At 72.8% G+C, this 23,436-nt stretch carries 22 protein-coding genes; 9 read left to right on the top strand and 13 right to left on the bottom strand.

Going from position 1 to position 23,436, the window contains the following annotated elements:
* Positions 1-289: 289 nt before the first annotated feature.
* Both IEZ31_RS01295 and manD read left to right on the top strand, forming a co-directional pair.
* The gene (locus IEZ31_RS01295; protein WP_190247821.1) at positions 290-1,279 is read left to right on the top strand and encodes a LacI family DNA-binding transcriptional regulator; all 990 of its coding nucleotides are present in this window, start codon (positions 290-292) and stop codon (positions 1,277-1,279) included.
* 54 nt (positions 1,280-1,333) lie between these two features.
* Positions 1,334-2,542: a D-mannonate dehydratase ManD gene (manD, locus tag IEZ31_RS01290; RefSeq protein ID WP_190247820.1), complete on the top strand. Its 1,209-nt coding sequence runs from the start codon at positions 1,334-1,336 to the stop codon at positions 2,540-2,542.
* A 25-nt stretch (positions 2,543-2,567) separates the two neighbouring features.
* On the opposite strand, the gene IEZ31_RS01285 is transcribed toward manD, so the two are convergent.
* From IEZ31_RS01285 to IEZ31_RS01270, 4 genes are read right to left on the bottom strand one after another with little or no spacing between them, the layout of a single operon-like run.
* Positions 2,568-3,380 (bottom strand): ABC transporter permease, encoded by an 813-nt coding sequence (locus IEZ31_RS01285; RefSeq protein ID WP_190247819.1) that lies wholly within the window; start codon positions 3,378-3,380, stop codon positions 2,568-2,570.
* Positions 3,377-4,255: an ABC transporter permease gene (locus IEZ31_RS01280; RefSeq protein ID WP_190247818.1), complete on the bottom strand. Its 879-nt coding sequence runs from the start codon at positions 4,253-4,255 to the stop codon at positions 3,377-3,379. The genes IEZ31_RS01285 and IEZ31_RS01280 overlap by 4 nt, the downstream gene beginning before the upstream one ends.
* The gene (locus IEZ31_RS01275) at positions 4,255-5,463 is read right to left on the bottom strand and encodes an ABC transporter substrate-binding protein (protein WP_190247817.1); all 1,209 of its coding nucleotides are present in this window, start codon (positions 5,461-5,463) and stop codon (positions 4,255-4,257) included. Before IEZ31_RS01275 ends, IEZ31_RS01280 begins: the two co-directional genes overlap by 1 nt.
* Before the next feature lie 31 nt (positions 5,464-5,494).
* Positions 5,495-6,502: an ABC transporter ATP-binding protein gene (locus IEZ31_RS01270; protein ID WP_229833937.1), complete on the bottom strand. Its 1,008-nt coding sequence runs from the start codon at positions 6,500-6,502 to the stop codon at positions 5,495-5,497.
* Between the two features lie 123 nt (positions 6,503-6,625).
* On the opposite strand from IEZ31_RS01270, the gene IEZ31_RS01265 reads away from it, so the two are divergent.
* Entirely contained in the window at positions 6,626-8,092 is a 1,467-nt protein-coding gene (locus IEZ31_RS01265) for a PucR family transcriptional regulator (RefSeq protein ID WP_190247815.1), read from the top strand.
* Between the two features lie 61 nt (positions 8,093-8,153).
* Here IEZ31_RS01265 and katG read toward each other — a convergent pair whose 3' ends face one another.
* On the bottom strand, positions 8,154-10,331 hold the full coding sequence (katG, locus tag IEZ31_RS01260) for a catalase/peroxidase HPI (protein WP_373294480.1): 2,178 nt from the start codon (positions 10,329-10,331) through the stop codon (positions 8,154-8,156).
* Positions 10,332-10,431: 100 nt separating this feature from the next.
* Positions 10,432-11,277, bottom strand: a complete 846-nt coding sequence (locus tag IEZ31_RS01255) for an alpha/beta fold hydrolase (RefSeq protein WP_190247814.1) — start codon at positions 11,275-11,277, stop codon at positions 10,432-10,434.
* A gap of 64 nt (positions 11,278-11,341) precedes the next feature.
* Between IEZ31_RS01255 and IEZ31_RS01250 the strand changes: the two genes are divergently transcribed.
* The 3 genes from IEZ31_RS01250 (at position 11,342) to IEZ31_RS01240 (ending at position 13,308) form a co-directional block, all read left to right on the top strand.
* The gene (locus IEZ31_RS01250; protein WP_190247813.1) at positions 11,342-12,058 is read left to right on the top strand and encodes a TioE family transcriptional regulator; all 717 of its coding nucleotides are present in this window, start codon (positions 11,342-11,344) and stop codon (positions 12,056-12,058) included.
* A gap of 260 nt (positions 12,059-12,318) precedes the next feature.
* Positions 12,319-12,465, top strand: coding sequence for a hypothetical protein (locus tag IEZ31_RS01245; protein ID WP_190247812.1), 147 nt, complete (start codon positions 12,319-12,321; stop codon positions 12,463-12,465).
* A gap of 177 nt (positions 12,466-12,642) precedes the next feature.
* Positions 12,643-13,308, top strand: a complete 666-nt coding sequence (locus tag IEZ31_RS01240) for a response regulator (RefSeq protein ID WP_229833935.1) — start codon at positions 12,643-12,645, stop codon at positions 13,306-13,308.
* Positions 13,309-13,318: 10 nt separating this feature from the next.
* On the opposite strand, the gene IEZ31_RS01235 is transcribed toward IEZ31_RS01240, so the two are convergent.
* Positions 13,319-14,812 (bottom strand): MFS transporter, encoded by a 1,494-nt coding sequence (locus IEZ31_RS01235; RefSeq protein ID WP_190247810.1) that lies wholly within the window; start codon positions 14,810-14,812, stop codon positions 13,319-13,321.
* 340 nt (positions 14,813-15,152) lie between these two features.
* On the opposite strand from IEZ31_RS01235, the gene IEZ31_RS01230 reads away from it, so the two are divergent.
* Positions 15,153-15,836 (top strand): AfsR/SARP family transcriptional regulator, encoded by a 684-nt coding sequence (locus IEZ31_RS01230; RefSeq protein WP_190247809.1) that lies wholly within the window; start codon positions 15,153-15,155, stop codon positions 15,834-15,836.
* A gap of 9 nt (positions 15,837-15,845) precedes the next feature.
* Here the strand turns inward: IEZ31_RS01230 and IEZ31_RS01225 are convergent, their stop codons facing one another.
* Genes IEZ31_RS01225 through IEZ31_RS01205 form a run of 5 tightly spaced genes read right to left on the bottom strand, consistent with a single transcriptional unit; the run spans position 15,846 to position 20,290 of the window.
* A complete protein-coding gene (locus IEZ31_RS01225) occupies positions 15,846-17,048 on the bottom strand; it encodes a cytochrome P450 (protein ID WP_190247808.1) in 1,203 nt (400 codons plus the stop codon).
* Complete coding sequence (locus IEZ31_RS01220; protein ID WP_190247807.1) at positions 17,045-17,686, bottom strand: HAD family hydrolase; 642 nt, start codon at positions 17,684-17,686, stop codon at positions 17,045-17,047. Before IEZ31_RS01220 ends, IEZ31_RS01225 begins: the two co-directional genes overlap by 4 nt.
* 5 nt (positions 17,687-17,691) lie before the next feature.
* A complete protein-coding gene (locus tag IEZ31_RS01215) occupies positions 17,692-18,807 on the bottom strand; it encodes a beta-ketoacyl synthase N-terminal-like domain-containing protein (protein ID WP_190247806.1) in 1,116 nt (371 codons plus the stop codon).
* A complete protein-coding gene (locus tag IEZ31_RS01210; protein ID WP_190247805.1) occupies positions 18,804-20,027 on the bottom strand; it encodes a beta-ketoacyl-[acyl-carrier-protein] synthase family protein in 1,224 nt (407 codons plus the stop codon). The genes IEZ31_RS01215 and IEZ31_RS01210 overlap by 4 nt, the downstream gene beginning before the upstream one ends.
* Positions 20,024-20,290: an acyl carrier protein gene (locus tag IEZ31_RS01205; RefSeq protein ID WP_190247804.1), complete on the bottom strand. Its 267-nt coding sequence runs from the start codon at positions 20,288-20,290 to the stop codon at positions 20,024-20,026. Before IEZ31_RS01205 ends, IEZ31_RS01210 begins: the two co-directional genes overlap by 4 nt.
* A gap of 230 nt (positions 20,291-20,520) precedes the next feature.
* Here IEZ31_RS01205 and IEZ31_RS01200 point away from each other — a divergent pair, with 230 nt between their 5' ends.
* Both IEZ31_RS01200 and IEZ31_RS01195 read left to right on the top strand, forming a co-directional pair.
* The gene (locus tag IEZ31_RS01200; protein WP_229833933.1) at positions 20,521-21,507 is read left to right on the top strand and encodes a hypothetical protein; all 987 of its coding nucleotides are present in this window, start codon (positions 20,521-20,523) and stop codon (positions 21,505-21,507) included.
* Between the two features lie 70 nt (positions 21,508-21,577).
* A complete protein-coding gene (locus IEZ31_RS01195) occupies positions 21,578-22,636 on the top strand; it encodes a sensor histidine kinase (protein ID WP_190247803.1) in 1,059 nt (352 codons plus the stop codon).
* On the opposite strand, the gene fabG is transcribed toward IEZ31_RS01195, so the two are convergent.
* Positions 22,587-23,291, bottom strand: coding sequence for a 3-oxoacyl-ACP reductase FabG (fabG, locus tag IEZ31_RS01190; protein ID WP_190247802.1), 705 nt, complete (start codon positions 23,289-23,291; stop codon positions 22,587-22,589). The two genes, IEZ31_RS01195 and fabG, sit on opposite strands and share 50 nt — an antisense overlap.
* Positions 23,292-23,436 lie beyond the last annotated feature (145 nt).

The raw sequence follows: 23,436 nt of genomic DNA, 5'->3' as shown, positions 1-23,436 counted from the left end.
TGGGAGCGTTCCACCGCAAGCTCGAAGTGCGTCGCGCAGCGGCGCATGGGGGGTGTGGGGTGGGAACCCCCCACGAAACCGCGGGCGAAGCCCGTGGAGCTAGAAACAGTTCGAGTGCGTCGCGCAGCGGCGCGTGGGGGGTGTGGGGTGGGAACCTCCCACGAAACCGCGGGCGAAGCCCGTGGAGCTAGGAACAGTTCGAGTGCGTCGCGCAGCGGCGCATGGGCGGTGTGGGGTGGAACCCCCATGAAACCGCGGGCGATGCCCGTGGAGCTAGGAGCAGCTACCCGTGGCCGTCACGATCAAGGACGTCGCCCGAGCGGCGGGCGTGTCACCGTCGACGGTCAGCCGTGCGCTCTCCACGCCGCAGCTGCTGCTGCCCGAGACGCGCGAGCGCGTCCAGCGGGCCGTGCAGGAGCTCGGCTACCACCCCAACCGGGCCGCGCGCGGCCTGATCACCGGCCGGACCGGCAACATCGGCCTGATCGTCCCCGACCTGACCAACCCGTTCTTCCCCGGCGTCGTCAAGGGCGTCCAGGAGCGCGCGCACGAGTCGGAGTTCTCGGTGTTCCTGGCCGACACCGACGAGCACGCGGCCGCCGAGGCCGACCTGGTCCGCGCGCTCGGCAAGCAGGTCGACGGCATCATCCTGTGCTCGCCCCGGATGAGCGAGGCCGAGGTGCGGGCGGTCGCCGGCGAGACCCCGGTCGTCATGCTCAACCGGCGGGTCGGGCGCATCCCGTCCGTCACCGTCGACCTCGGCGAGACGATCCGGCAGGCCGTCGCCCACCTGGTGGCGCTCGGGCACCGGCGGATCGGCTACGTCGCCGGGCCGCGCAACTCCTGGTCGAACAGGGAACGGCTGCGCGCCCTGCGCGCCGCCGCCGCGGCGGCCGGGGTCGAGCTGGAGGAGATCGCCACCGTGGCGCCGAAGTTCGCCGGGGGCGTGGCCGTCGCCGACGTCGTCCTCGCCGCCGGCGTCACCGCCGTGGTCGCCTACAACGACCTGGTGGCGCTCGGCCTGCTCAACCGGTTCGCCGCCCGGGGCGTCGCCGTCCCGGCCGACATCAGCGTCGTCGGCTTCGACGACATCCTGTTCGCGGAGATGGTCAGCCCCGCGCTGACCACGCTCGCCCTGCCGCAGGAGCCGACCGGCCGGGCCGGCGTCGAGCTCCTGCTCGACCTCCTCGAAGACCCCGACCGCGCCGGCAACGCCCGGCGCGAGCTGTCCGCCCAGCTGATGGTGCGCGGATCCACCGGTCCGGCCCGGCCGGAGTGACACCCCACAGTCAACCCCGACGCAACTCGTCGCCCGAGTCAAGGAAGAACCGGAATGAAGATCGCCGACGTGCGGGTCGTCGTGACCTGCCCGGGCCGCAACTTCGTCACCCTGAAGATCGTCACGGACGAGGGCGTCCACGGCGTGGGGGACGCGACGCTCAACGGGCGCGAGCTCGCCGTCGCCGCCTACCTGCGCGACCACGTGGCGCCCGCGCTCATCGGGCGCGACCCGAGCCGCATCGAGGACACCTGGCAGTATCTCTACAAGGGCGCCTACTGGCGCCGCGGCCCGGTGACGATGACCGCGATCGCCGCCGTCGACACCGCCCTGTGGGACATCCTCGGGAAGGTCGCCGGCCTGCCGGTCTACAAGCTGCTCGGCGGCCGCTCGCGCGAGGGCGTCACCGTCTACGGCCACGCCAACGCGGACACCACCGACCAGGTGCTCGCCGAGGTCGCGCGGTACGTCGAGCTCGGCTACCGGGCGGTCCGCGTGCAGACCGGCGTGCCCGGCCTGGCCAGCACCTACGGCGTCAGCGGCGACAAGATGTTCTACGAGCCGGCCGACGCGGCGCTGCCGACGGAGAACGTCTGGTCGACCGCGAAGTACCTCGCCCACGTGCCGACGGTCTTCGCCCGGGTCCGCGACGAGTTCGGCCCCACGCTGCGGCTGCTGCACGACGTCCACCACCGGCTCACCCCGATCGAGGCCGCCCGCCTCGGCAAGTCCCTGGAGCCGTACGCGCTGACCTGGATCGAGGACCCGGTCCCGGCCGAGCTGCAGGAGGGCTTCCGGCTGATCCGGCAGCACACCACCACGCCGATCGCCGTCGGCGAGGTCTTCAACACCGTGTGGGACTGCGAGACGCTCATCCGCGAGCAGCTCATCGACTACATCCGCACCACGGTCGTGCACGCCGGCGGCATCACCCACCTGCGTCGCATCTTCGACCTGGCCGCGCTGCACCACGTGCGGTCCGGCTCGCACGGCGCGACCGACCTGTCGCCGGTCTGCATGGCCGCCGCGCTCCACCTCGACCTGGCCATCCCGAACTTCGGCCTGCAGGAGTACATGCGGCACACCCCGGAGACCGACGCCGTCTTCCCGCACGGGTACCACTACGACGGCGGCTACCTGCACCCGGCCGAGACCCCGGGCCTGGGCGTCGACATCGACGAGGATCTCGCCGCGCGGTACCCGTACCGCCCGGCCCAGCTGCCGGTGAACCGCCTCGAGGACGGCACGGTCCACAGCTGGTGATGGCCCCGAGCCGGCCGGACGGGGCCTAGAGGCGGCCGCCGGCGGTGTCGGACGACAGGCGCTGGGCGACGTAGATGGGGATCACCGACAGGACGATGAGCACCGCCGCGACCACGTTGATGACCGGGGCCTGGTTCGGGCGGAACAGGTTGGCGAAGATCCAGATGGGCAGGGTCTGCACGCCCGCGCCCGCGGTGAACGTGGTGACCACGATCTCGTCGAAGCTCAGCGCGAACGCGAGCAGCCCGCCGGCGAACAGCGCCGAGCGCAGCAGCGGGAAGGTGACGAACCGGAACGTCTGCCACGACGACGCGCCCAGGTCGGCCGAGGCGTCCTCCAGGTTGCCGCCGAGGCGGCGCAGCCGGGCGAGCACGTTGTTGTAGACGACGACCACGCAGAACGTGGCGTGCCCGACGATCACCGAGAACAGGCCCTTGCCGACGCCGAGCGGGCCGAGCACCGTGCGGAACGCGCTGTCCAGGGCGATGCCGGTGACGATGCCGGGCAGCGCGATCGGCAGCACCACGAGCAGCGACACCGTGTCCCGGCCGAAGAAGCGGTGCCGCTGCACGGCGAACGCCACGAGCGTGCCGAGCACCAGCGCGATCCCGGTCGCGCCGAGGCCGGCCTTCGTCGAGGTCCACAGTGCGGCCCGGGCCCCGTCGTTCTGCCAGGCCCGGGTCCACCACTCGGTGGTCCAGTCGGGCGGCGGCCAGGCGAAGGACCGGTCGGCGTTGAACGAGTTGACCAGGACGACGAGCAGCGGCACGTAGATCACCGCGAGGCCGAGGACCATCGCCAGGCGCAGCAGGATCCGGGCGGTGCGCGACAGCGTCACAGTTCCTCCAGGGCGCCGGAGCGGCGGACCGCGACGAGGTAGATCACCATGATGAGCACCGGGATCGTGGCGAGCGCGGCGGCGAACGGCAGGTTGTTGGCCGCGCCGATGTTCGCGTACACCAGGTTGCCGATGAGCTGCGTCTTGCCCCCGACGATCTGCACCGTGATGTAGTCGCCGAGCGACAGCGAGAACGTGAAGACCGAGCCGGCGAACAGCGACGGCACGAGCATCGGCAGCACGACCGACCGGAACGTGCGCCAGCCGCGCGCCCCGAGGTCGGCGGACGCCTCCAGCAGCGAGTCGGGGAGCCGCTCCAGGCCCGCGTAGAGCGGCAGGATCATGTACGGCAGCCAGAGGTACGACAGGACGATCACGGTCGCCGGCAGACCGTAACCGGGACCGTGGCCGGGCCCGCCGAACAGCGAGTCGACCGGCCCGCCGTTGGCGAGCAGCACCCGCCACGCGTAGGCCTTGACGAGGTAGCTGGCCCACAGCGGGGTGAGGACGGCGACGACGAGCCAGCGCCGGCTGCGCGGCGACGCCACCTTGGCCATGTAGAAGGCCATCGGCAGGGCCACGAGCGCGGTGACGGCCGTGACGGCGGCCGCGACGCCGACGGTGCGCAGGGTCACCGCCCGGTAGACCTCGCCGGTCACGACCGTGCGGAAGTTGTCCAGTGTGGGCTGCCGGACCACCTCGCCGGTGAACCCGTTGACGGTCCAGAACGCCGACACCAGCAGCACCGCGAGGGCGCCGAGGTAGGCCAGGACGAGCCAGGTCAGGGGCGCGGCGAGGAGGGCGGCGAGCCGGACCCCCGCGTGGCGGTGCAGCCACGCGGAGACCCGGCGGTCCACAGTGGAGGGCGCGGTCATCAGCCCTTGATCTCGGTCCAGGCCTGGGTCCAGGCCGCGTAGTCCTTGCACTTCACGTCGGTGCGGCCGTCGATGCACTGGGAAAGCGGCGTGGTCCAGTACCAGACCTTGCCGAAGTACGCCTCGTCCTCGGCGTGGAACGTCGCGCAGTGGTCCTTGGCGGCGGTCTTCGCGCAGGCCAGCTTGTTCGACGGCGCCTCGCCGAACCACTCGGCGACCGCCGCGTTGGCCTCGGGCGAGACGATGTGGTTGACCCACTTGTAGGCGCAGTTCGGGTGCTTGGCCTTCGACGACACCATCCAGGTGTCCGACCAGCCGGTCGCGCCCTCCTCGGGCAGGATCGCCTCGACGGGCACGCTGTCGGCCTTGGCCAGGTTGACGATGACCTGCCAGGTGGTGCCGAGGACGCTGTTGCCGGCCTTGAAGGCCGAGATCTCCTTGGTGTAGTCCGACCAGTACTCGCCGATCACCTGGTTCTGCTGCTTGAGCAGGTCGACGGCGGCGGCGAACTGCTTGTCGTCGAGCGCGTAGGGGTTCTTGATGCCGAGGTCGGGCTTGGTCTTCATGAGGTACACGGCGGCGTCGGCGATGTAGATCGGCGAGTCGTACGCGGTGACCTTGCCCTTGTACGGCGAGTTCGCGTCGAACACGACGCCCCAGGAGGTCGGGGCGGTCTTGACCACGTCGGTGCGGTACATGAGCAGGTTCGCGCCGCGGCCGTGCGGGACGCCGTAGGAGACCCCGTCGACGGAGTTCCACGCCTTCATCTTCAGCCCGTCGAAGACGTCCTTGTAGTTCGGGATCAGGTCGGTGTTCACCGGGGCGACGTCGCCGCCGTAGATGAGCCGCAGCGAGGCGTCGCCGGAGGCCGACACGACGTCGTACTCGCCGGTCTTCATCAGCGTGACCATCTCGTCGGACGTGCCGCCGATCTTCACGTTGACCTTGCAGCCGGTCTCCTTCTCGAAGCCGGTGACCCAGTCGACCTTCGGGTCGGTGCTGCCGTTCTCGACGTAGCCGGCCCAGGCGACGATGTTCACCGAGCCCTCGCCGGCGCCGAGCGTGGCCAGCTTGTCGATGTTCGGCGGCTTGAGCCCGCCCGGGCCGCCGCCGGTGCCGCCGGCACCGCCACCGCCGCTGTCGCCGCAGGCGGCGAGCGCGAGCAGACCGACGGCCGCGGCCGCGGTCCACCACTTCGTGGATCGCATAGGGACTCCTCGGGGAGCAGAAACAGCAGTGTCAGGGGATCGTGATGACGTGCTCCGGCGACCACGTCAGCCGGACGGTGGTACCGCGCAGGTCGCCCGGCGTGCGCCGGTTGTGCTCCAGGACCACGAACCGCGGCCCGGCGTCGAGGTCGACGACGTAGCGGATCTGCGGCCCGGCGTAGACCACCTCGGCGACGGTGCCCTCGGCGACGGTCGCGCCGTCCGTCACCGGCCCGTCGAGGCTGATCTTCTCCGGGCGGATGGCGTAGGTGCCGTCCGCGCCGACGAGCTTGCGGGCGGCCTCGCCGGTGACCAGGTTCGAGGTGCCGACGAACCCGGCGACGAACGCGGTGGCCGGCCGCTCGTACACCTCGCCGGGCGTGCCGACCTGCTCGATCCGGCCCGCGTTGAACACCGCGACCCGGTCGCAGAGGGTCAGCGCCTCCTCCTGGTCGTGGGTCACGAAGACGAACGTGATGCCGACGTCGCGCTGGATCGCCTTGAGCTCGATCTGCATCTCCTCGCGGAGCTGCCGGTCGAGCGCGCCGAGCGGCTCGTCGAGCAGCAGCACCCGCGGGCGGTTCACCAGCGCCCGGGCGAGGGCGACCCGCTGCCGCTGCCCGCCGGACAGCTCCGCCGGGCGGCGGTGCCCGAGGCCATCGAGGCGCACCGAGGCGAGCGCCGCCTCGGCCCGCTCGCGGCGCTGCGCCTTCGGCACGCCGCGGACCCGCATCCCGTACTCGACGTTGCGCCGCACGTCGAGGTGCGGGAACAGCGCGTAGTCCTGGAACACCGTGTTCACGTCGCGCTCGAACGGCGCCGCCCGGGTCACGTCGGTGCCGTTGAGCAGCACCGTCCCGGCCGTCGGCAGCGCGAACCCGGCGATCATCCGCAGGACCGTGGTCTTGCCCGACCCGGACGGCCCGAGCATCGCGAAGAACTCGCCGTTTTCGATCTCCAGGTCGATGCCGGCGACCGCCTCCACCTCGCCGAAGTGTTTGCGCAGACCGCGCAGCACGATCGCCGGGCTGTCCTGCACCGTCGCCTCCTCGCCACGTGTGGCCCCGGGTTGGAGGCCAACCGTAGGCAACCCGGCCAGCGCCGGTAAATGGACGGATGTCCAAGCGTTGTGCCGGTTGTCTGTGCGGTCGTACAGTCAGGCGTGGCGCTGCGCCTCGCCGACCTGATCGCCGATCCGACCCTCGACCTCCGGCTGGTCGACGGGGCCGCGGCCGCGCTCGCCCGGCCGATCCGCTGGGTCGCGGTGACCGAGCTGGCTGACCCGCGGCCGTTCCTGTCCGGCGGCGAGCTGGTGCTGACGACCGGGCTGCGCCAGCGCAGCGCCGCCGCGCAGCGGGAGTTCGTCGCCCGCATCGCCGACCGCGACGTGGTGGGCGTCGGCTTCGGCATCGGCCTGACCCACAAGGCGGTGCCGGTCGCGACGCTGGCCGAGGCCCGGCGGCGCGGGCTGCCGGTGCTGGAGATCCCCTATTCCACGCCGTTCATCGCCGTCGACCAGTTCGTCGCCGACCGGATCCTGGAGGAGCAGTACGGCCGGTTCCACGACCTGCTCGACGAGTACGACACCCTCGCCCGCTCGCTGCTGTCGGGCCGCGGCCTCGGCGCGCTCGTCGACTCGCTGCAGCAGATCCTCGGCGCCCCGGTCATGGTCGTCGACCAGCAGGGCCACATCCTCGCCACCGCGCCGGCCGCGGCGCCCTGGCCGGTCGAGGAGATCCTGGCCGGCGTCCACGGCACCGTTGCCGGGCTGACCGCGACCCCGGTCCTCGTCGAGGAGGCGGTGGTGGCGCACCTGTGCTGCCGCACGCCGCGCCGCTCGGCCGACGTGCTGCCGTACGCGGTGGCGCTCGTCGGCCTGGAGCTGGCCCGGCGCCAGGCGGTGCTCGCCGGGCAGCGCCAGCTCGTCGGCCAGGTCCTGGAGGACGTCATCCGCGGCGGCATCACCGCGGCCGAGGCCGAGCGGCGGCTCGCCACGTTCGGCATCCTGGCCGCCGGCGGCCACGTGGTGCTCGTCGGCACCGCGGACCCGGCCGGCGACCTCCCGGTGCGGCTCACGGCCGTGCCGCAGCTGCCCGGCGCGATCACGGCGGTCGTCGACGAGTGCCTGGTCGCGGTGCTCACCCCGGGCCACGACCCGCGCCGGGCCGCCCAGCTGCTGCTCGACCAGCTCGGCCGGTACGGATCGGCCGCCCGGGTCGGGATCGGCGGCCGCCGCGCCGGCGTCGCCGGCCTGCGCTGGAGCTACTACGAGGCGTTCGAGGCGATGAGCCGGGGCGCCGGGATCAACGACCGCGAGCGGATGAGCCTGACCGGCCTGCTGCTGGCCAGCGAGGACGTCCCGCTGCGGGACCTCGCCGAGGACCTGCTCCGCCCGCTGCGCGAGTTCGACGCCCGGCACGGCGGCGCCCTGGTGCGCACCCTGCGCGAGTACCTCGACGCGAACGGCTCGGTCGCGACCGTCGCCGAGCGGCTGATCGTGCACCGCAACACCGTCCGCTACCGCGTGGAGCAGATCGAGTCGCTCACCGGGCGCTCGTTGGGCAGCACCGCCGATCGGGTGCAGCTATGGCTGGCCCTGGCCGCGACCCGGATCGGCACCGCCCCCTGACCCGCTGACAAGACGAGCGGGCCGCGCAGGTGATCCCGCGCGGCCCGTTCCTACGAGATGCTCAGCGCAGGTCGAAGCGGTCGAGCTCCATGACCTTGACCCACGCGGCGACGAAGTCGCGGACGAACTTCTCCGCCGCGTCGTCGGCGGCGTAGACCTCGGCCAGCGCGCGGAGGATCGAGTTCGAGGCGAACACGAGGTCGGCCCGGGTGGCCGTCCACTTGACCTCGCCGGTCGCGGCGTCGCGGCCCTCGAAGACCTCCTCGCCCTCGCCGACGGCCGACCAGACGGTGCCGAAGTGCAGCAGGTTGACGAAGAAGTCGTTGGTCAGCGTGCCCGGCCGGGCGGTGAGCACGCCGAGCTGCGAGTGCTGGGCGTTGGCGTCCAGCGCCCGCAGGCCGCCGACGAGGACCGTCGCCTCGGGGGCGGTCAGCGTCAGCAGCTGGGCCCGGTCGATGAGCAGCTGCTCGGTCGGGCGCTGGTGGCCCTTGCCGAGGTAGTTGCGGAAGCCGTCCGCGGTCGGCTCCAGCACGGCGAACGACTCGACGTCGGTCTGCGCCTGCGACGCGTCCGTGCGGCCCGGGCGGAACGGCACCTCGACGGCGACCCCGGCGTCCTGCGCGGCCTTCTCGACGGCGGCGGAGCCCGCCAGCACGATCAGGTCGGCGAGGGAGATCTGCGTGCCGGTCTGCGCGGCGTTGAAGTCGCGCTGGATCTCCTCCAGCGTGGTGAGGGCCTTCGCCAGCTCGGCCGGGTCGTTGACCTCCCACTGGCTCTGCGGGGCGAGACGCACCCGCGCGCCGTTGGCGCCGCCGCGCTTGTCGGTGCCGCGGAACGTGGCCGCCGACGCCCACGCGGTCGCGACGAGCTGCGACACGGACAGGCCCGACGCCAGCACCTTGGCCTTGAGCGCCGCGACGTCGTCCGGCCCGACCAGCTCGTGGGTGACGGCGGGCACCGGGTCCTGCCAGATCAGCTGCTCCGCCGGGACCTCGGGGCCGAGGTACCGCGAGACGGGACCCATGTCGCGGTGGGTGAGCTTGAACCAGGCGCGGGCGAACGCGTCGGCGAACTCGTCCGGGTTCTCGTAGAAGCGCCGCGAGATCCGCTCGTAGTTCGGGTCGACGCGCAGCGCCAGGTCGGTCGTCAGCATCATCGGCGCGTGCCGCTTGGCCGGGTCGTGCGCGTCGGGCACCAGCTCGGCGGCGGCCGGGTCGGTCGGCTTCCACTGCTTGGCGCCGGCCGGGCTCTCGGTCTGCTCCCACTCGAAGCTGAACAGCGTCTCGAAGAACGTGTTGTCCCACTTGGTCGGGGTCGGCGTCCAGGCGCCCTCGAGGCCGCTGGTGATGGTGTCGCCGCCCTTGCCGGTGCCGTGGGCGTTCTTCCAGCCCAGGCCCTGCTCCTCGATCGGCGCGCCCTCGGGCTCGGCGCCGACGTTCGCGGCCGGGCCGGCGCCGTGCGCCTTGCCGAACGTGTGGCCGCCGGCGATGAGCGCGACGGTCTCCTCGTCGTTCATGGCCATGCGGCCGAACGTCTCGCGGATGTCACGGGCCGCGGCGAGCGCGTCCGGGTTGCCGTTCGGGCCCTCCGGGTTGACGTAGATGAGGCCCATCTGGACGGCGCCGAGGGGGTTGGTGAGCTTGCGGTCGCCGCTGTAGCGCTTGTCACCCAGCCAGGTGTCCTCGGTGCCCCAGTTGACCTCGGTCGGCTCCCACACGTCCGCGCGGCCGCCGGCGAAGCCGAAGGTCTTGAAGCCCATCGACTCCAGGGCCACGTTGCCGGCCAGGATCAGCAGGTCGGCCCAGGAGAGCTTCTGGCCGTACTTCTGCTTCACCGGCCACAGCACGCGCCGCGCCTTGTCGAGGTTGCCGTTGTCGGGCCAGCTGTTCAGCGGCGCGAAACGCTGCTCGCCGGAGCCGCCACCACCGCGGCCGTCGAAGGTGCGGTAGGTGCCGGCGCTGTGCCACGCCATCCGGATGAACAGCGGGCCGTAGTGGCCGTAGTCCGCGGGCCACCAGTCCTGCGAGGTGGTCATGACCGCGGTGATGTCGGCCTTCACGGCCGCGAGGTCGAGGCTCTTGAACGCCTCGGCATAGTCGAAGCCAGCACCCAGGGGGTCGCCTGCCGGCGGGTTCTGGTGCAGGACCGTCACGTCCAGCTGGTTGGGCCACCAGTCCCGGTTCGACCTGGCCTTGTCCTCGGTTGCCACGTTGCTCTCCTTGGTGGGCTCGGAAGCGATCCGCGAAGAGTGTGGACCAATTTTCTGGAAAGAGTCAAGAAAATCCTGCGGGCGTGTCGCCCAACTGCACACCGCTGCCGGGTGACGCGCCCGCGGGCCGTCACCGCAGGTGGCGGTCCAGCCACGGACGCATGATCGGCAGGACCGCGGCCGCCTGCATGGCACCCATGTGGTCCAGACCGTCGAGCACCTCGACCTGCCAGCCGAGCGCCGCCAGCTCGGCCCGCGCCGCGACGACCGGGGCGGCGATGTCGACGGTGACGCCGCCCCACCGCTCGTCGTACGTGATCGCGTCGGCCGACCCGACCACGCACAGCCGCGGGAGGTCGAGCCGGGCCAGGTCGGCGGCGGCCGCCCGGTCGTCGAAGTCCCGCAGCGCCTCGTAGAGCGTCACGAACTGGCGGGTCTGCGCCTCCGACAGGGTGAATTCGGCCGCCGACCAGTCGTCGCCCGCGGCCGCCTCGACGGGCGCCGCCGGCGGGGACACGGCCATCGCGTGGGCCGCCGCGGTGACCCTGAGCATCGCCGCGTACGGCCCGTCGATCGGCGGGTAGCCGCCCATCGCCAGCCCGGTCAGCCGGTCGGTGCGCAGCGCCAGCTGGAGGCCGGCGACGGCGAGCCAGGAGTACCCGTAGTACGCGAACCGCTCGGCCCCGGCCGCGTCCGCCACCGCCAGCAGGTCGGCGGCGAGGGCGCCGGGGGTCAGCGTGTCCGGCTTCGGCGTGCCGAGCACGTGCCCCTCGTAGTCGAACGCCACCACCCGGTACCCGTCGGCGAGCCCCTCGATCAGGGTCCGCCCGAGCGCCGGGTCGGCGCCCCACCGGCGCAGCTCGTCGGCCTGCGGGCCCTCGACGGGCGTGGGGTTCACGGGCAGCAGCACCGCGGGCCCGGCGCCGTGGACCTCGATCGTCAGCAGGTTGCCGTCATGCAGTCGTACCGTCGTCATGACCTCTACCGTATCGTTGAACTTGCTTGAGAGGATTTTCCGCAGTACGACCTGGGAAGGCTGGATGAAGCCTCAAACCGCGGTGCATCACCGGCCGGTCGACCTGGCCCGGGAGCACGGCATCTCCCCGCAGACGGTCCGCAACTACGAGCGCGACGGCGTGATCCCGCCGGCCGAGCGGGCCGAGAGCGGGCACCGGCGGTACACCGGAATCCACGCCGGCGCCCTGCGCGCCTATCTGGCGCTCGTCGCGGGCCACGGCTACGCGACCGCCGGTGACGTCATGCGCGCCGTCGCGGCCGGTGACCTCGACACCGCCCTGCGCGCCGTCGACCGCGGCCACGCCCAGCTGCTGCGCGACCGGGAGACCGTCGACGCCGTCGAGGCGGCCGCCCGCGTCCTGACCGCCGGCCCGGCGCCGAGCCTGCCCGACCGCGCGCTGCCGATCGGCGCGGTCGCGCACCGCCTCGGCCTGCGCCCCGCGACCCTGCGCAAGTGGGAGCGGGCGGGCATCCTGCGCCCCGAGCGCGACCGCGCGACCCGGCAGCGTGTGTACCGCCCGGCCGACGTCCGCGACGCCGAGCTCGCCCACCTGCTGCGCCGGGGCGGCTACCTGCTCGGCCACATCGCCACGGTGGTCGACCAGGTCCGCACGGCCGGCGGCCCGGAGCCGCTGGCCGCGTCCCTGGCGAGCTGGCGCGAGCGCCTCGCCGCCCGCTCCCGAGCGATGCTCACGGCGGCGGCCCGCCTCGACGACCACCTCCGCGCCCTGGGCCACTGACCGCGCCCCCGGACCGCTCGTCTCCTGTCACGAGTACCCGCGGAGCGACCCACAGCGCCGCGGCGCTGTGGCTTCGCCCGACGCTGGTTGACCTTGGTGGATTTCCGCTGCCAGGGCGACCGTGACCCACCAAGGTCAACTGGAGACGCGGTCGGCGGACCGTGTGCGGATCGTGATCGGGGCGCCTTGCGCGGCCGGTCGCCGGTGCCCTAAGGTCGGCCCCGCCGACACCCCGACTTTCCGGACGGAAGGGATGCGCCGTGCGCCCCGATCACGACGAGCCGACCGAGCCGCTGGAGTCCGGTGACGGCCGCGGCGAGGCCTCCGGCGCGGGCGTCCTGGTCTTGATCGGCGTGATCGGCATCCTGGTCATCGTCGGCTTCGTGTTCAGCGTCGTCAGCCGCTGACCTGCGCAAATCGCCGCGGCAGGTTTCTGTACCGTATCCGTTGCACCGAAGAATTTACGTGCGGACAGCGCCGGGCCCCCCATGGCGGCGGCCGGTGAACGTACGCTACGTGAGCGGGGGTATACGCACCCGTTGCATGTAGAAACTTCGATCAAGTGCACCGAGGAGCTCGGGTCTGTGAGTGGAAGTCCTGTCCGTGTCCTGCTGGTCGACGACCACACCCTCTTGCTGGAGGCCGTGTCCGAACTGCTGCGCATGGAGGACGACATCGAGATCGTCGGCACCGCGGGCGACGGCGGGTCGGCGGTCGCGATGGCCGCCTGCGTGCTGCCCGACATCGTGCTGCTCGACATCGAGATGCCCGGCGAGACCCCGCAGGAGACGCTCGCGCGGATCAAGGAGGTGTCGCCGTCCTCCTCGATCATCGCGCTGAGCATGCACGACGGCGCCGGGCTGGTGCGGGAGATGCTGTCGGCCGGCGCCCGCGGATACCTGCACAAGAGCGTGAGCCGCCAGGACCTCGTGGCGGCGATCCGCAGCGTGCACCGCGACCGCAGCCGGATGGTCGTGTCGGTGTCGAGCAACGGCTTCCACGCCCCCGACCCCGCGGAGGCCGCGGGGCCGGGCGCGCTGTCCGCACGCGAGCACGAGGTGCTCGCGCTCGCCGCCCAGGCGCTGAGCAACCGCCAGATCGCCAAGCAGATGTCGATCACCGAGGGCACCGTCAAGCGCCACCTGCGCAACATCTTCGCCAAGCTGGGCGCCGTGTCCCGCATCGACGCGGTCAACAAGGCGATGGCGCTCAACGGCCAGCCCGGCTACCCGGGCCGCCGCTCCGCCTGATCCGCCGGGGTCAGGCGCTCTCCAGGGCGCCCTCGGGGGCCGCGTCCGCCTGCGACTCCAAGCCGCCCACCGGGCGCTCGCGCAGCAGCGAGAAGGCGAGCACCGCCGCCAGCGCGCAGAACACCGCGCACGCCACCACCGCGACGTGCACGCCCGAGGTGTGCGCCTCGGCCAGGAACGTGCGGAACGCTCCCGCCGGCAGGTCGCTCACGTCGCCGCCGACCGCCTTGTTGGCCAGCTCGCCCGCCGTGCCCTGCTGGTCGGGGAACCGGCCCAGCCCGTCGGCGACCTTCGGCCGCACCACCGACACCACGATCGCGACCATGCCCACGACCGCGACCGCCTCGCTGGCCAGCCGGACCGTGTTGAACATGCCGGCCGCCATGCCGGCCCGCGACGGCTCGACCGTGCCGACCGCGGCCCCGTCGAGCAGGCCCACCATCGCGCCCATGCCGATGCCGATGAGCAGCAGCGGGCCGGCCAGCGCGAGGATGCCGATCTCCGGGCTGAGCACGGTCAGGCCCAGGCACCCGGCGGCGATGATGAGCATGCCGGCGCTGAGCATCACCCGCGCGGGGACGCCCCGGGCGACCAGCCGGCCGGCGATCAGCGGCGAGACGAGGATCGGGCCGGTCATGAGCAGCATCGTGACGCCGGCCGTGCGGGCGCTGGCGCCGTTGGCGCTGATGAAGTACGCCGGCAGCACCACGAGCAGGGCCACGAACCCGACCGAGATCCCCACGTTGAGCAGGTTGACCGAGATGAACGCCTTGTTCTTCAGCAGGCTCAGGTCGAGCATCGGGTCCGGCCGGCCCCGCTCCACGAACGCGAAGACGACCAGCATCACGGCCGAGGCGGCGAACAGCCCGATGATCCGCCCGCTGCCCCAGCCGTACTGCGGGCCGGAGATGATCGCGAGGGTGAACAGCACCAGGCTGGCCGTGAACGTCACCACGCCGGCCCAGTCGACCCGGCTGGCGCTCGGCGCCTTGCTCTCGGCCACGAACGGCAGCCCGATCATCGACGCCACCACGATCAGCAGGTGCGCGACGAACACCGCCCGCCAGCCGAACGCGCCGACGAGCAGGCCGCTGGAGGTCGGGCCGAGCGCCAGGCCGGCGCCGATCGTCACGCCGAGCACGCCGAACGCCCGCGCGCGGGCCGGGCCGTCGAACGCGGAGGCGAGGATGGCGGTGCCGGCCGTCATGATGCCGGTCGCGCCGAGGCCGGCGAAGCCGCGCGCCACGTCGACGACGTAGATGTTCGTGGCGAAGACCGTCACCAGCAGTGACAGCGCGTAGAGGCCGGTGCCGAGCGTGAAGATCCGCCGGCGGCCGAAGCGGTCGCTGAACGAGCCCGCCACGAGCATGAGGCTCGCCGCGACGATGTTGTACGAGTTGACCACCCACTGCAGGGGGACGAGATCGGCGTCGAGCCGCGCGCCGATCTCGGGCAGGGCCGCCGACGTCCCGCTGATCCCCAGCGGCACGATGAGAACGGCCATGCAGACCACGAATAGCGTGATTCCCGGATGGTTCCGGGTCGGTGTCGCGGAATTGGCCAGTGCCGTCATCCGACGTGCTCCCTCGCAATGTGAAAATGCCGACACCGTCACGTCATCATGCGGAAACGCGCGCCCGCAATGCGGTGACACCCAAAGACCCCCCGCATGTCACTTAAGAGGCATCGCCGCTGCCTGCTTGGTGGCAGGTCACCCGCGCAAGGTCCCGTAGCATTGAGGGAGGTCAAAGCGTGTCACTGGGGGATTGATGCTGAAACCGGAATGCGTGCGCTATGGCATCCTCGGTCCGCTGCAACTGCGGGTGGGCCCGGATCCACGGCCGATGCGCGGGCCGAAGGTCCGGAAGGTCCTGGCCCTGTTGCTGGCCCGGGCGAATCAGGTGGTGTCCGCCGACACGCTCGTCGACGAGTTGTGGGACGAACAACCGCCGAAGACGGCGGTGGCGACCCTGCGGACCCACATTTACCATTTGCGGCGGTCACTGGACAATGTCACGCCGGGGCTCAGTGAAACGCTGGGCACGGCGGAGACGACCGGCTACGTGCTGGCGGTCGGCCCGGGGCAGCTGGACGTGCACGGGTTCTGCGACCTGACCCGGCAGGCCAAGGACGAGGAGCCGGCCACCGCGCTGCGGCTGCTCGACGAGGCGCTCGGCCTGTGGCGCGGCCCCGCGCTGTCCGACCTGCCGGCCGGGCGGCCGTTACGCCAGCACATCGCCCAGCTGGAGGAAATGAAGATCACGGCGCTGGAGTCGTGGGTCGGCCTGCACATGCAGCTCGGCCGGCACCGGGCGCTCGTGGCGGAGCTGCGCGGGCTGGTGTCGCGCTACCCGCTGCACGAGTGGTTCCACACCCGCTACATGGAGGCGCTGTTCCGTTCCGACCGGCGCAGCGAGGCGCTGCACGCCTACCAGCGGCTGCGCCGGATCCTCGCCGACGAGCTCGGGATCGACCCGTCGGCCCAGGTGAGGTCCCTCCACCGAGAGATCCTCACCTCGGGCACGTGAACGAAGGGGTCACCAGCGGACCGGCAGGGCGGTGGGGCGACGCAGCAGCACCCCGTCGTCCCACGGCAGCGTCGCCGGGTCCGCGTCGAGGGCGAGCGCCGGGAACTCGGCCGCCAGCCGGGTCAGCACCGTCTCGATCTGCAGCCGCGACATCGCGGCGCCGAGGCAGTGGTGCATGCCGTAGCCGAACTGCAGGTGCCGCGGGCCGGAGCGGTCCGGGTCGATGACGAGCGGCTCGTGGTACACCTCGGGATCCCGGTTGGCCAGGAAGGCGTTCGGGTAGACCAGGTCTCCCTCGGCGAGGTCGCCCTCGGAGCTGTGGAAGGGCCGGGTCGCGACCCGCGGGAACGCCGACATGCGGCCCAGCGGGATGAACCGGATGAGCTCCTCGACGAGCTTCGGCGCGACGTCCGGGTCGGCGACCAGCCGCTGCCACAGCGGCGGGGCGGCCAGCAGCGCGTACACCGACTTCGTCATGACCGACAGGCTGTTCTGGTCGCCGCCGAGCACCGAGGCGAGGACGAGCCCGGCCAGGTCGGCGTCGGTGAGCGGCGGGTCGCTGCGGTCGCGGGCGGCCAGCAGCCGGGCGATGAGGCCCTCCGGCCGCACCGGGCGCTTCCCGCCGACCAGATCGAGGACGTAGTTGTACACCAGGAAGAAGTGCTCGACGAGGCCGTCGACGTCGTCGCGGGCGGCGATCTGCACGATCCGCGCCGAGGGCCGGAAGTACGGCACGTCCTCGTCCGGGATGCCCAGCAGCAGGCAGTTGAACCGCAGCGGGATCTCGTCGAGCACGTCGGCGAACAGGTCCGGCCGGTCGGCCGCCCGCAGCGCCGCGAAGCGCGCCGTGACGAGGTCCTGCAGCGCCGGCAGCAGCGCGCCCATCGCGTTCGCGCTGTAGTCGCTCGTCACCAGCGCCCGCAGCCGCGGGTGGTGCGGCAGGTCGAGGTTGATGAGCAGCTCCGGCGGCGTGATCGTGGGCAGGAAGCTCGGGCCGTCCGGCGTGTTCGTCACCGACCGGCTGAACGAGGAGTCCATGAGCACGGCCTTGACGTCCTTGAACCGCGTCAGGTGCGCGGCGGTGTGGCCGCTGGGCAGGACGACCTGCGGGATTCCGCTCGGCGTGCGCTGCGGGATCACGGTGTACAGCGGGGAGGGGTCGAGCCCGGGAATGTCGCCGATCGACACCCGGACATTGGCGGCGGTGGTCATGGCGTCTCCAACTCGATGAGGGCGAACAACAGGTCACGGGCGTCCGCGTCGGTGCGGTGGTGCACGGCCCGCCAGCCCAGCGACCGGGCGGCGGCGCAGTTCTCCTCGACGTCGTCGACGAGCACGCAGTCCTCGGGCGCGACGCCGGCCGCGTCGGCGGCCATGCGGAAGATGGCCGGCTCCGGCTTGCGCACCCCGACCTCGCACGAGTTGACGACGCAGTCGACGTCGCCGACCGGCCGGACGATCTCCCGCCAGTACGGCTCCCACTCGCGGACGTTGTTGGTGAGGATGCCGACCCGGCAGCCGTGCTCCCGCACGGCGTGCAGCGTCGCCACCATGGCGTGGTTGGCCTCGATGCCGTCGAACCACTGCCCGCCGAACGTCTCCAGGCGGCTGCGGGACAGGTCGGCGCCCGGGTACCGCACCCGCAGCGCCGCCCGCAGCCGCCGGCCCCACTCGGCCTCGGTGATGAGCGCGACCTCCAGCGCGGCGAGCGGGTGCCGGCCGAGGTCGGCGGTGACCGCGTGCATCGCGCTCTCCAACTGCTCGCGCGACAGCCCGGTCTTGCGCTCGTACGCCGCGAAGATGTCGGCCATCGGCGGCGACAGCACGCCGCCGAAGTCGAACCAGACCATCGGCTTCACGACGCGGCCCGCCGCACGACCAGGCAGCCGGCCGACCCGTCCGGTCCGAGCGCGGTGAGCAGCGCCACCGGGCCGCCGGCGTCCGGCGCCCGCCAGTGGGCCAGCACCGCGGCCAGCTGCAGGGCGCCGTTGGCGCTGAAGCACTCGCCGACGACGTCCTTCACCCGCAGCTGGGCGGTCCCCGGCCCGAGCGTCCGGCGGATCGCCCGCTGCTCGGCGGCGTCCAGCCCGGCCAGCCCGGTGGCGCCCGGCGCGACCAGCGACACCTCCTCGGGCCGGACCCCGCTGCGCGCCAGCGCCCGGGTCACGGTGCGGGCCAGCCGGTGCGCCATCGGCGGCCGGGCGTCGACCGGCCCGGGCGACTCGACCTCGCACGCGAGCAGCTCGGCGGCGACCGTCCGGCCCGCCGCCGCGGCCGCCTCGGCGTCCTCGACGACGAACAGCGCGCAGCCCTCGCCGATCGGCATCTGCGGGTCGAGCAGCCGCGTGGCCCGCCAGCCCCAGGCGGTCTGCGGGCACAGCTCCTCGACGCCGCCGAGCAGCACCCGGCCCACCCGCCCGGCATTGATGGCGTTCCGGCCGTACCGCACCGCGTGGAAGCTCGACAGCTGTCCACCCGCGACGGTCGCGTTGACGCCCTGCAGCCCGTTCCAGATCGCGATCTGGCCGGCGCAGCAGTTCATCACCGTGTTCGGGAAGGTGGCCGCGTCGACCAGGTACGGCTCGTCGCGCACGAGCGTGTCCCGCGCGAACTCGCCGATGCTGCGCAGGCTGCCCGAGCTGGTCCCGACGACCACGCCGGTCGCCGCGGGGTCGCCCGGGCCGCTGCCGCGCAGCGCGAGGTGGCTGCTGACCAGCCCGAGGGCGGTGGTCCGGTCGAGGTACCGGGTGCCCTTGCGCCCGACGTGCTCGGCCAGCCGCAGGTCCTCGACCAGCCGCACCGGCTCCGGCAGCACCTCCTGGCCGGGCAGCTTCGCCGGGTCGGCGCAGGCCGCCGCCCGGCCGCCGAGGGCGTCGACGAGCGTGTCGAGCCCGATGCCGGCCGGCGTCACCACGCCCTCGGCGGTGACCGCCAGCGGCCGCACGGCCGGACGGTCGGTTGTCGTCGTCATGCGACCTTCCCCAGGATCGTGATGGCGTTGTTGCCCCCGAACGCGAACCCGTGGTTCTCGGCGATCCGCACGTCGGCGGGCCGGGCCGTGCCGGGCACGCAGTCGAGGCCGGGCCCGAGCGCCGGGTCGACCCGGCGCAGGTTGGCCGTCGGCGGCAGGAAGCCGTCGTGGATCGCCCGGCAGCAGACGAGCGCGCCGAACCCGCTGGCGGCGCCCATCGTGTGGCCGAGCATCGACTTGATCGAGCTGATCGGCGGCACCCGGTCGCCGAACACCGCCCGTACCGCCGCGACCTCCGTCACGTCGTTGGTCGGTGTCCCGGTCCCGTGCGCGCAGATGTAGTCGACGTCGTCCGGCTCGATCCCGGCGTCGCGGTGGGCCGACCGGACGCACCCGGCGATGCTTGCCGCGTCGGGGTGCACCATGTGCTTCGCGTCGCAGCTCAGCCCGTAGCCGAGGAACTCCGCGTAGATGCGGGCGCCGCGCGCCACGGCCCGGTCGTACGGCTCGAGGAGCAGCGCCACGCCGCCCTCGGCGGTGAGGATGCCCTGCCGCTCGGCGTCGAACGGCCGGCACACCTCCTCGGTGAGGGCGCCGAGCCGGTAGAAGCCGGCGTGGTTGTACCGGTTCACCGAGTCGGCGCCGCCGCACAGCATCAGGTCGGCCTCGCCGCTGCGGACCAGGTCGGCGGCGTAGCCGAGCGCGTAGTTGCTGGCCGCGCAGGCCGTCGACAGGGTCAGCGCGTCGCCGGTCAGCCCCAGCTCGGTGTTGACCGCGACCGCGATCTGGCTGGCCGGCACCTGGGCGACCAGGCCCGGGTCGAGCGACTTGAGCCCGCCGCCCACCCACTCGGCGGCCAGCCGGTCGACGACCTGCGACTCGCCGCTCGTGGTGCCCATGACCGAGCCGGCCCGCAGCCGGTCGAGCCGCGCGGGGTCGAGGTCGGCGTCCCGGACCGCCAGGACCGCGGCGGCGGCCGCCAGCAGGCTGCTGCGGCCCCACCGCTCGGAAGTGACCCGCCGCAGCAGGTCGGCCGGCTCGAAGTCGCGCACCTCGCCGGCCCGCACGTAGGGGAAGCCGGTGGTGTCGAAGCCGGTGATCGGCCCGGTGCCGACCCGGCCGGCCCGGATCGCCGCGGTCAGCGCGTCGGCACCGATGCCGAGGCTGCTGACCGCGCCGAGCCCGGTGACGACGACCCGCCGCCCGGCGCGCTGGGTCATCCCTGCGCCTCGACGGCGGCCCGGATCGCCTCCAGGTTCACCAGCCGCTCGATCTCCGCCGGCGCCAGCTTGACGCCCAGCTCGCGGTCCATCCGCGACACGATCTGGATCAGCGCCAGCGAGTCGGCCTCGTACTCGTCGACGAAGCTCGCCTGCCCGTCCAGCTCCTCCGGGGCCAGATCCAGCTCCAGCTCGTCGACCACGATCTGCCGGATCCTCGACATCCGCTCGTCGACGGTGGCCGCGACCGAAGTGTTTGACATTGCCGCCTCCCCGCATTTCGACGCACCTTTTCGGCGTCACCGGTCGGAAGCGTATGCCGCGGATTCACGGTCGTTAAGAGCAATACCACGGACGACACATCGAGCCGTATATAAAGGGGTATTGACATCGACCAGTGTGCGTCTCGGAAGGGTGGATTCGACGGTGATTCTACGGCGCTTCTATGCCCGGCTGGAAGCCTGTGGAAAATTCACCCGACCGAGGAGCGGCGATGAGCCTGGAGACCCAGAAGCCGGCGCAACCGGTGCCGGACCGGCGGCCCGGACCGGTCCGCCTGCACCGGCCCCTGCTGTTCGTCGCGGCGGTCACCGCCGCCGGCTTCCTGTTCACCCTCGCCGGCCTGGTCGCCGACGACCGGACGCTCGGCGGGGCGCCGGTGTGGCTCAAGCCGATGAAGTTCACGCTGTCGTTCGGCATCTACGCGATCACGCTCGCCTGGCTGCTGCCGCGGTTCCGCAAGGGCCGGCGGGTGGCGTGGTGGGCCGGCACCGCGCTCGCCGCCGCGCTGCTGGCCGAGCTGGGCGCGATCTCGTTCCAGGCCGCGCGCGGGCACTACAGCCACTTCAACACGATGACGCCGGTCGACGCGCAGGTCATCCAGGTCATGACGGTGGGCGTGCTCGCGCTGTACCTCGGCAACCTCATCCTGATCGTCGTGCTCCTGCTGCGCGACCACGCGCTCGAGCCCGAGCTGCGCTGGGCCTTCCGGTTCGGGCTGCTCATCGCCTTCGCCGGCATGGTCGAGGGCTTCTTCATGAACGTGCCCACCGCCGCGCAGAAGGCGGCGGCGCAGGCCGGCCAGCCGACGCTCATCGGCGCCCACACGGTCGGCGTGCCCGACGGCGGACCGGGCCTGCCGGTCACCGGCTGGAGCACGATCGGCGGCGACCTGCGGATCCCGCACTTCCTCGCCATGCACGCCCTGCAGTTGCTGCCCCTGGTAGCGCTCGCGCTGCGCGCGCTGAGCCGCCGCCGGCCCGCCCTCGGGGCCACCGCGACCCGCGTGCGGCTCGTCCTGGTCGCCGCCGGCGGCTACGCCGGGATCGTCGCGCTGACCACCTGGCAGGCCTACCGCGCGCAGCCGTTGTTCCGGCCCGACGCGACCACCCTCGCCGCGCTCGCGGCGCTGGTCGTGCTCGTCGCGGCGGCCGCCCTGATCGTCGTTTCGGCTGGACGCTCCGCGGACCGGCGAATATAGTGGACATCACCTTTCCGTGATTCGGAAAGGCTCGCCGGAAATCTCCCACCGAAATGGACGCGGGGCGATTATGGTCAGCGTTCGCAGCAATTCCGGGACCGCCGTCGGCATCGGGCCGGAAGAGGTCCGCCGGCTCGGCGACCGGGTCGCCCGACGATTCGACGACCCCGAGCTTCGCGACCTCGTCGGGCAGGTGCTCGCCGACTGGCGCGACGAGCCGGCCAGCCTCCCGGTGGATCTGACCGGGCGGTATGACGAGGCGGCCGAGGCGCTCGGCGCGCTGTTCGACGAGGCGGCCGCCGAGCTCGCCGCCGCCGGGACCGAGCCGCTCGCGCTCGCCGGGGCGCTCGTCGCGCTGCGCCGGTGCGCCGACGCGCGGCTGGCGGCGGTCGCCCGGGCCACCGAGGCGGCGCAACGGGAGCGGGACCAGGCGGCCCAGACGGCGTACCGGCAGCGGCTCGCCCGCGAGATCCACGACCAGTTCGGCAACGGGCTGAGTGTCGTGATGCGCCGCCTGGACCTCTACAAGCTGACGCTGGAGCGCAGCCCCGACGCGGCCGCCGACCGGATGGACGCGGTGAGCCGGTCGCTCGACGAGCTGTTCGGCGTGGTCCGCTGGATCACCACCGACCTGCGGCCCTGCGAGGCCGGCCCCACCGAGCTGGAGACGGCGCTGTGGGATTTCGTGCACTCGGTCGAGCCGGCCCGCACCGAGATCACCGTCGCGGTGCACGGCTGGGAGCACGGCCTCACCGACGAGCTGCGCTGCGAGGTCGTCAGCGTCCTGCGCGAGGCGATGCGCAACGCGCTGACCCATGCCGACGCGGGCCGCCTGGACGTCGCCGTGCAGGTCTCGTCGGCCGGCGTGCGGGCGACCGTCGCCGACGACGGCGTGGGCTTCGACCCCGCCGCCGCGCCCGGCGGCAAAGGCCACGGGCTGCGCTCGATGGCCGAGCGGGTGGCCGGCGCCGGCGGCACGCTGCGCGTGACGAGCGAGCCGGGCGCCGGCACGAAGGTCGAGGTCTGGTTCCCGCTGGACGCGCGGGGCGGGCCGGGCGGGCTCACCGCCCGGCCGCGGGTCAGAGTCCCATCGCCAGCCCGCCGCTCACCGGGACCGCCGCGCCGGTGACGAAGGCGGCGTCGTCGCCGGCCAGGAAGCGCACGACCGAGGCCACCTCCTGCGCGGTGCCGGTCCGGCGCAGCGCGGTCTGGCGCACCAGCTCGTCGCGCCGGCGGTCGGACAGGTCGGAGATCATGTCGGTCTCGATGAGGCCCGGCACGACGACGTTCGCCGTGATGTTCCGCGGCCCCAGCTCCCAGGCGAGCGAGCGGGCCAGGCCGAGCATGGCGCTCTTCGAGGCGGCGTAGTTCGCCTGGCCGGGCGAGCCCATGAAGCCCATCACCGACGACACGAACACGATCCGCCCCCAGCGGGCCTTGAGCATGCCCTCGCTGGCCCGCTTGGCCACCCGGAACGCCGCCACCACGTTGGTGTCGAGCACCGCGGCGAAGTCGTCGACGGCCAGCATCGGCACGAGGGCGTCCCGGATGATGCCGGCGTTGGCGACGAGCACCTCGACCGGCCCGTGCTGCGCCTCGATCTCGTCGAACGCCGCCTCGACGGCCTCCGGGTCGGTGACGTCGCACCGCACCCCGAAGAGGCCCTCGGGCGGCGTGCCGGTCCGGTACGTGACCGCGACCTTGTCGCCGGCGTCCGCCATCGCCCGCGCGACGGTGAGCCCGATCCCGCGGTTGCCGCCAGTCACCAGAACAGTCCTGCTCATGCGACCTCCGCTCCGCTCCGGCCGCACGAGCCCCACACTGAGCCCATGATGAGCGGCCTCCTCCGCTGCGCTCCGGAACCGCTCATGCGTCCTCCGCTTCGCTCCGGCCGCCTGAGCTCCGCCCTGAGCCCATGGTGAGCGGCCT

This window comes from Dactylosporangium sucinum (assembly GCF_014647515.1).
GTDB lineage: Bacteria > Actinomycetota > Actinomycetes > Mycobacteriales > Micromonosporaceae > Dactylosporangium > Dactylosporangium sucinum.
Note: the sequence above shows the minus strand (reverse complement) of the source record. Positions and strands in the feature narration are given on the sequence as shown.

What these genes read in the sequence shown, in the direction of transcription:
- manD (WP_190247820.1), top strand. Translation starts at nt 1,334, where the DNA reads ATGAAGATCGCCGACGTGCGGGTCGTCGTGACCTGCCCGGGCCGCAAC.
- IEZ31_RS01280 (WP_190247818.1), bottom strand. Translation starts at nt 4,255, where the DNA reads ATGACCGCGCCCTCCACTGTGGACCGCCGGGTCTCCGCGTGGCTGCAC.
- IEZ31_RS01275 (WP_190247817.1), bottom strand. Translation starts at nt 5,463, where the DNA reads ATGCGATCCACGAAGTGGTGGACCGCGGCCGCGGCCGTCGGTCTGCTC.
- IEZ31_RS01255 (WP_190247814.1), bottom strand. Translation starts at nt 11,277, where the DNA reads ATGACGACGGTACGACTGCATGACGGCAACCTGCTGACGATCGAGGTC.
- IEZ31_RS01250 (WP_190247813.1), top strand. Translation starts at nt 11,342, where the DNA reads ATGAAGCCTCAAACCGCGGTGCATCACCGGCCGGTCGACCTGGCCCGG.
- IEZ31_RS01235 (WP_190247810.1), bottom strand. Translation starts at nt 14,812, where the DNA reads ATGGCCGTTCTCATCGTGCCGCTGGGGATCAGCGGGACGTCGGCGGCC.
- IEZ31_RS01230 (WP_190247809.1), top strand. Translation starts at nt 15,153, where the DNA reads ATGCGCGGGCCGAAGGTCCGGAAGGTCCTGGCCCTGTTGCTGGCCCGG.
- IEZ31_RS01225 (WP_190247808.1), bottom strand. Translation starts at nt 17,048, where the DNA reads ATGACCACCGCCGCCAATGTCCGGGTGTCGATCGGCGACATTCCCGGG.
- IEZ31_RS01220 (WP_190247807.1), bottom strand. Translation starts at nt 17,686, where the DNA reads ATGGTCTGGTTCGACTTCGGCGGCGTGCTGTCGCCGCCGATGGCCGAC.
- IEZ31_RS01215 (WP_190247806.1), bottom strand. Translation starts at nt 18,807, where the DNA reads ATGACGACGACAACCGACCGTCCGGCCGTGCGGCCGCTGGCGGTCACC.
- IEZ31_RS01210 (WP_190247805.1), bottom strand. Translation starts at nt 20,027, where the DNA reads ATGACCCAGCGCGCCGGGCGGCGGGTCGTCGTCACCGGGCTCGGCGCG.
- IEZ31_RS01205 (WP_190247804.1), bottom strand. Translation starts at nt 20,290, where the DNA reads ATGTCAAACACTTCGGTCGCGGCCACCGTCGACGAGCGGATGTCGAGG.
- IEZ31_RS01200 (WP_229833933.1), top strand. Translation starts at nt 20,521, where the DNA reads ATGAGCCTGGAGACCCAGAAGCCGGCGCAACCGGTGCCGGACCGGCGG.
- IEZ31_RS01195 (WP_190247803.1), top strand. Translation starts at nt 21,578, where the DNA reads ATGGTCAGCGTTCGCAGCAATTCCGGGACCGCCGTCGGCATCGGGCCG.
- fabG (WP_190247802.1), bottom strand. Translation starts at nt 23,291, where the DNA reads ATGAGCAGGACTGTTCTGGTGACTGGCGGCAACCGCGGGATCGGGCTC.